At 60.4% G+C, this 6693-nt stretch carries 8 protein-coding genes; all 8 read left to right on the top strand.

Annotated elements, in window-relative coordinates; all coding sequences use genetic code 11:
* Positions 1 to 481, top strand: a 481-nt coding sequence (lptD, locus tag AC1DVH_RS24370; protein ID WP_477755975.1) for an LPS assembly protein LptD, incomplete at its 5' end; no start/stop codon positions are given.
* A complete protein-coding gene (surA, locus tag AC1DVH_RS24365) occupies positions 462 to 1778 on the top strand; it encodes a peptidylprolyl isomerase SurA (protein WP_477755974.1) in 1317 nt (438 codons plus the stop codon). The genes lptD and surA, both read left to right, overlap by 20 nt.
* On the top strand, positions 1775 to 2764 hold the full coding sequence (pdxA, locus tag AC1DVH_RS24360; RefSeq protein WP_477755973.1) for a 4-hydroxythreonine-4-phosphate dehydrogenase PdxA: 990 nt from the start codon (positions 1775 to 1777) through the stop codon (positions 2762 to 2764). The genes surA and pdxA overlap by 4 nt, the downstream gene beginning before the upstream one ends.
* Entirely contained in the window at positions 2761 to 3579 is an 819-nt protein-coding gene (rsmA, locus tag AC1DVH_RS24355) for a 16S rRNA (adenine(1518)-N(6)/adenine(1519)-N(6))-dimethyltransferase RsmA (RefSeq protein ID WP_477755972.1), read from the top strand. The genes pdxA and rsmA overlap by 4 nt, the downstream gene beginning before the upstream one ends.
* A gap of 114 nt (positions 3580 to 3693) precedes the next feature.
* Complete coding sequence (gene apaG, locus AC1DVH_RS24350) at positions 3694 to 4074, top strand: Co2+/Mg2+ efflux protein ApaG (RefSeq protein ID WP_477755971.1); 381 nt, start codon at positions 3694 to 3696, stop codon at positions 4072 to 4074.
* Positions 4074 to 4955, top strand: a complete 882-nt coding sequence (locus tag AC1DVH_RS24345) for a symmetrical bis(5'-nucleosyl)-tetraphosphatase (RefSeq protein WP_477755970.1) — start codon at positions 4074 to 4076, stop codon at positions 4953 to 4955. The genes apaG and AC1DVH_RS24345 overlap by 1 nt, the downstream gene beginning before the upstream one ends.
* 33 nt (positions 4956 to 4988) lie before the next feature.
* Positions 4989 to 5318, top strand: a complete 330-nt coding sequence (glpE, locus tag AC1DVH_RS24340) for a thiosulfate sulfurtransferase GlpE (protein ID WP_477755969.1) — start codon at positions 4989 to 4991, stop codon at positions 5316 to 5318.
* A 297-nt stretch (positions 5319 to 5615) separates the two neighbouring features.
* Positions 5616 to 6693: PrkA family serine protein kinase (locus AC1DVH_RS24335; protein ID WP_477755968.1), on the top strand; the 1078-nt coding region annotated here is incomplete at its 3' end.

Here is a 6693-nt window from a genome sequence, read left to right as displayed (position 1 = left end):
GCCTGAAGACAACCCGAACAAGGTCGTCAACGTTGGCTATCGCTATCGTAACGACCAGGTGATCTACAACCAGAACACCGGTAAATGGCAGTTCGGCGGTGACTACGGCACCCCTGGCCAGCCTGGCTTCGTGAAGGATTACTACAAGATCCAGCAACACGACTTCTCGGTGATCTGGCCGATCGTGCCGCAATGGAGCGCTATCAGCCGTTGGCAGTATGACTACAACCGCAACCGTACCCTGGAAGCCTTCGGTGGTTTCGAGTACGACAGTTGCTGCTGGAAACTGCGCCTGATCAACCGCTACTTCGTTGATTATGACGAGTTCAGCCAGCAAGCACCGCAAAACGAAAAAGGCGACCATGGCGTCTTCCTCCAAATTGTTCTGAAGGGACTCGGCGGCCTCACCGGCGCCAAGGCAGAGAGCTTCCTCGACAAAGGCATTCAAGGTTATCGTGAACGTGAAGACCAAGCTTTCTGATTGTCTGCGCCCGCTGATGCTGGGCGCGCTGTTCCTGAGCACGGCGGCCAGTGCCGCCGTACAGTCCATCGATAAGGTGGTGGCCATCGTCGACAACGACGTGGTCATGCAGAGCCAACTGGACCAGCGCGTTCATGACGTTCAGCAAACCATTGCCAAGCGTGGCTCTGCCGTGCCGCCGGCCAGTGTGCTGGAGCAGCAGGTACTTGAGCGCCTGATCGTCGAAAACCTGCAATTGCAGATCGGCGATCGCTCCGGCATCCGCATTACCGATGAAGAGTTGAACCAGGCTGTCGGCACCATTGCCCAGCGCAACAACATGTCAGTCGAGCAGTTCCGCGCCGCCCTGACTCGCGACGGCCTGTCCTACGACGACGCGCGTGAGCAGATTCGCCGCGAAATGGTCATTAGCCGTGTGCGCCAGCGTCGGGTTGCCGAACGCATTCAGGTCTCCGAGCAGGAAGTGAAGAACTTCCTGGCGTCCGACTTGGGCAAAATGCAGCTGTCCGAAGAGTTCCACCTGGCCAACATCCTGATTCCTACGCCGGAAAGCGCCAACTCCGACGCGATTCAGAATGCAGCCAAACAGGCCAATGCGATTTACCAGCAACTCAAGCAAGGCGCTGACTTCGGTCAGTTGGCCATCGCCAAGTCCGCCAGCGAAACCGCACTGGAAGGTGGCGACATGGGCTGGCGTAAGGCCGCTCAACTGCCTCCGCCGTTCGATCGTCTGCTGAGCACCATGCCGGTGGGTGATGTCACCCAGCCAATGCGCACCCCGGGCGGTTTCATCATCCTGAAGATTCTCGACAAGCGTGGCGGCGAGACCCAGATGCGCGATGAAGTGCATGTTCGCCACATCCTGGTCAAACCGAGCCCGATCCGCGACGAAGCGAAAACCAAGGCCCTGGCCGAGTCGCTCTACAGCCGTATCGCAGCTGGTGAAGACTTCGGTGAGCTGGCGAAAAGCTACTCGGAAGACCCGGGTTCCGCCCTCAACGGCGGCGACCTGAACTGGATCGACCCGAACGCGCTGGTGCCCGAGTTCCGCGCAGTGATGGCCAAGACCCCGCAAGGTCAGCTGTCCAGGCCGTTCCAGACTCAATACGGCTGGCACGTCCTGGAAGTCCTTGGCCGTCGCGCCACCGACAGCACCTCACAGGCCCGCGAGCAACAGGCAATGACCGTTTTGCGTAACCGCAAATACGACGAAGAGCTGCAAACCTGGCTGCGTCAGATCCGTGATGAAGCGTACGTGGAAATCAAACTCCCTGGCGCCGACCAGGCAGCGCAGTGAAAACCCAACGTTTCGCGCTGACACCCGGTGAACCAGCCGGCATAGGTCCTGACCTGTGCCTGCTGCTCGCCTCCCAAGCCCAGCCCCACCCCCTGATTGCCATTACCAGCCGCGACCTGCTCACTGAGCGGGCCGCGCAACTGGGCGTGGCTGTCGACTTGCTGCCGGTAAAACCGGACAACTGGCCGGATGTACCCGCGCCGGCCAACAGCCTGTATGTCTGGGACACGCCGCTCAATGCCAAGGTCGTCGCCGGGCAACTGGACAAGGCCAACGCTGCCTTCGTTCTGGAAACCCTGACCCGCGCCGGCCAGGGCTGCCTGAGCGGGGATTTTGCCGGCATGATTACCGCGCCGGTGCACAAAGGTGTGATCAACGAATCCGGCATCGCCTTTTCCGGGCACACGGAATTTCTCGCCGACCTGACCCACACCGCGCAAGTGGTGATGATGCTGGCCACACGTGGCTTGCGCGTGGCCCTGGTGACCACTCACCTGCCCCTTCGCGAGATTGCCGATGCAATCACGCCGGAGCGCCTGGAACGCGTCACGCGAATCCTGCACGCCGACCTGCAAAACAAATTCGGCATCGCCCAGCCACGTATCCTGGTCTGCGGGCTCAACCCCCATGCTGGCGAAGGCGGACACCTGGGCCATGAAGAAATCGATATCATCGAACCCACATTAGAGCGCTTGCGCGGCGAGGGCATGGACCTTCGCGGCCCCCTGCCCGCCGACACTCTGTTTACCCCCAAATATCTGGAGCACTGCGATGCGGTGCTGGCGATGTACCACGACCAGGGCCTGCCGGTGCTGAAGTACAAAGGCTTTGGCGCAGCAGTCAACGTGACCCTCGGCTTGCCGATCATCCGCACCTCGGTCGACCACGGCACTGCCCTGGACCTGGCCGGCAGTGGAAAGATCGACACCGGCAGCCTGCAAGTCGCCCTGGAAACCGCCTACCAGATGGCCGAGACCCGTTTATGACCGAGCAATACCAACACAAGGCGCGCAAACGCTTTGGCCAGAACTTCCTGCACGATGCCGGCGTTATCGACCGTATCCTGCGTTCCATTCATGCCAAGGCAGAAGACCGCCTGCTGGAAATCGGCCCGGGCCAGGGCGCACTGACGCAAGGCCTGCTCAGCAGCGGCGCGCAACTCGACGTGGTGGAACTGGACAAGGACCTGATCCCGATCCTCAACCAGCAGTTTGCCGGCAGGAGCAACTTCAATCTGCATCAGGGCGATGCACTGAAGTTCGACTTCAACAGCCTGAATGCCGCGCCAGGTAGCCTGCGCGTGGTCGGCAACCTGCCGTACAACATCTCCACGCCACTGATTTTTCACCTGTTGCACAACTCGCACCTGATCCGCGACATGCACTTCATGCTGCAAAAGGAAGTGGTSGAGCGCCTGGCTGCCGGTCCTGGTGGAGGTGACTGGGGCCGCCTGTCGATCATGGTTCAGTACCACTGTCGGGTCGAGCACCTGTTCAACGTTGGCCCAGGCGCGTTCAACCCGCCACCGAAAGTCGACTCGGCCATCGTGCGCCTGGTGCCCCACGCGGTATTGCCGCACCCGGCCAAGGATCACCGCTTGCTGGAGCGCGTCGTGCGCGAAGCGTTCAACCAGCGCCGCAAAACCCTGCGCAACACCCTCAAGCTGCTGCTGAGCAATGCCGAAATCGAAGCCGCCGGCGTCGATGGCAGCCTGCGTCCCGAGCAACTCGACCTGGCCGCCTTCGTGCGTCTGGCCGACAAGCTCAGCGAGCAAGCGCCACAAACGCCAGTTGCAGTCTGACAGGCGATAAGCGCTATCGGGTAGGACACCACTCTGGTCTACTACCCGATACTTGGCCTAGACTGAACCCATCAGCTACGCCCCGCGTCCCGCTTCGTTTTTAAGGCCCCTTGCATGTCCGATCCTCGTTATCAGGTCGACGTCAGCGTCGTCACCCGCTATCTGGCAGAACAATCGCAACCCGAGCACGACCGCTTTGCCTTCGCCTACACCATCACCGTGCAAAACAACGGCGAAATGCCCGCCAAACTGCTTTCACGGCACTGGGTCATCACCGATGGTGACGGGCATGTCGAAGAAGTGCGCGGCGCAGGCGTGGTAGGTCAGCAGCCGTTGATCGACCCCGGCAAGAGCCACACCTACAGCAGCGGCACGGTCATGACCACCAAGGTCGGCACCATGCAAGGCACCTATCAGATGCTTTCCGACGACGGCAGACATTTCGATGCCATCATCGCGCCCTTCCGCCTGGCGGTGCCCGGAGCCCTGCACTGATGGCGACGTACGCGGTTGGTGACCTGCAAGGCTGCCTTCAAGCCCTGCAATGCCTGCTCAAACAAGTGGCGTTCGACCCACAACGGGATCGTCTGTGGCTGGTGGGCGACCTGGTCAACCGCGGCCCGCAGTCTCTGGAAACCTTGCGCTTCCTCTACGGCATTCGCGAATCGCTGGTGTGCGTGCTCGGCAACCACGACCTGCACCTGCTGGCGGCCGGACGCAACATCGAGCGCCTGAAGAAGGCCGATACCCTGCGCGAGATCGTTGAAGCGCCGGATTGCGCCGAACTGCTCGAATGGCTGCGCCAGCAAAAGCTCATGCACTACGACGAACAGCGCAACATTGCACTGGTCCATGCCGGCATTCCACCCCAGTGGTCGCTGCGCAAAGCCTTGAAGTGTGCTGCCGAAGTCGAGACTGCCTTGCGTGACGACAACCTGTTGCCGCCTTACCTCGATGGCATGTACGGCAACGATCCGGCGAAATGGGACAACGACCTCAAAGGCGTAACGCGCCTGCGGGCGATCACCAACTATTTCACGCGCATGCGTTTTTGCACCGCCGAAGGCAAACTCGACCTCAAGAGCAAGGAAGGCCTCGATACCGCGCCCGCCGGCTACAAGCCCTGGTTCCAGCACAAGGAGCGCAAGACCAGGGATGTGAAAATCATCTTCGGTCACTGGGCAGCACTGGAAGGCAAGTGCGACGAGCCGGGCATCTCGGCCCTCGACACCGGTTGCGTCTGGGGCGGCGCCCTGACCCTGATGAACGTCGACAGCGGTGAGCGCCTTTCCTGCAAATGCGACGAACACGGTCATGTCGTGCCGCCAGTCGCCTTATCCATTCCCCAAACATCGTCAGCCGGCGCCCCGCGCTAGACTGCCCATTCAGCCGAGCCACAGGAGCCCGCCATGAGCGAATTCAAACGTATCCCCCCGGAACAGGCCCAGGCCCTGCGCGAACAAGGCGCGGTGGTGGTCGACGTCCGCGACCCGGCCACTTTTGCCGCCCTGCACATCGCAGGCTCCAAGCATCTGGACAATCATTCCCTGCACGCTTTCATCCAGGGTGCCGACCTCGACGCACCGACCGTGGTGGTCTGCTATCACGGCAATTCCAGCCAGGGCGCGGCCGCCTACCTGATCAKCCAGGGCTTCTCCGACGTCTACAGCATGGATGGCGGATTTGAGTTGTGGCGTACGACGTATCCAGCAGAAACCGCACAAGGCACCTCCGAATAATTTTTTTGTAACGTTGCAGGCCCCGGCTCCCGCGGGCTGGCGCGGTGGCAGACGAACGGTCTGCCACAAACAATTTCGTATCTCGCCTTTACCTGCCGAATTCCCAACTATCCTTAAGCGCAGGCCATCCAAAACAGGGGAGAGCCGGTACACCGGCGCACGGGTCATCGGGAGTAGCTTTCGGGGCGGTAAGCCTTGAGGGAGTTCTGGGGGGTAAACAGCAACCGCCTGTTCGGTTGCTGCCAGCATCGACTGAGTGATCCGGCGTCGGCTCCACGTATCGAGCGAGGTGACGTCATGAGTATCTTTAGCCACTTCCAACAACGCTTCGAGTCCACACGCCAGGAAGAACTCTCTCTGCAAGAGTACCTGGAGCTGTGCAAAAAGGACCGCAGCGCCTACGTTTCCGCCGCCGAGCGTCTGCTGCTGGCCATCGGAGAACCGGAGCTGCTCGACACCTCGACCAACTCGAGACTGTCGCGAATCTTTTCCAACAAGGTGATCCGCCGCTATCCGGCCTTTGAAGACTTCCACGGGATGGAAGAATGCATCGACCAGATCGTATCGTATTTCCGCCACGCCGCTCAGGGCCTGGAAGAGAAGAAACAGATCCTCTACCTGCTTGGCCCCGTCGGTGGCGGTAAATCGTCCCTGGCCGAGAAGCTCAAGCAACTGATGGAAAAAATACCCTTCTATGCGATCAAGGGCTCGCCGGTTTTCGAATCACCCCTGGGTCTGTTCAACGCCACCGAAGATGGCGCGATCCTCGAGGAAGACTTCGGCATTCCACGGCGCTACCTCAACACCATCATGTCGCCATGGGCCACCAAACGCCTGGCCGAATTCGGTGGCGACATCAGCCAGTTCCGCGTGGTCAAACTCTATCCGTCGATCCTCAACCAGATCGCCGTGGCCAAGACCGAACCGGGCGATGAAAACAACCAGGACATCTCGGCACTGGTGGGTAAGGTCGATATCCGCAAACTGGAGGAATTCCCACAGAACGACGCCGATGCCTACAGCTACTCGGGCGCACTGTGCCGGTCCAACCAGGGTCTGATGGAATTCGTCGAAATGTTCAAGGCACCGATCAAGGTGCTGCACCCATTGCTGACGGCTACCCAGGAAGGCAACTACAACAGCACCGAAGGTCTTGGTGCGATTCCGTTCACCGGGATCCTGCTGGCCCACTCCAACGAATCGGAATGGCATACCTTCCGCAACAACAAGAACAACGAAGCCTTCATCGACCGGATCTACATCGTCAAAGTGCCGTACTGCCTGCGGGTCAGTGACGAAGTGAAGATCTACGACAAGCTGCTGTTCAACAGCTCGCTGGCCAAGGCTCATTGCGCGCCGGATACCCTGAAGATGC

It is taken from the genome of Pseudomonas sp. P4_C3 (assembly GCF_056402075.1).
Note: the sequence above shows the minus strand (reverse complement) of the source record. Positions and strands in the feature narration are given on the sequence as shown.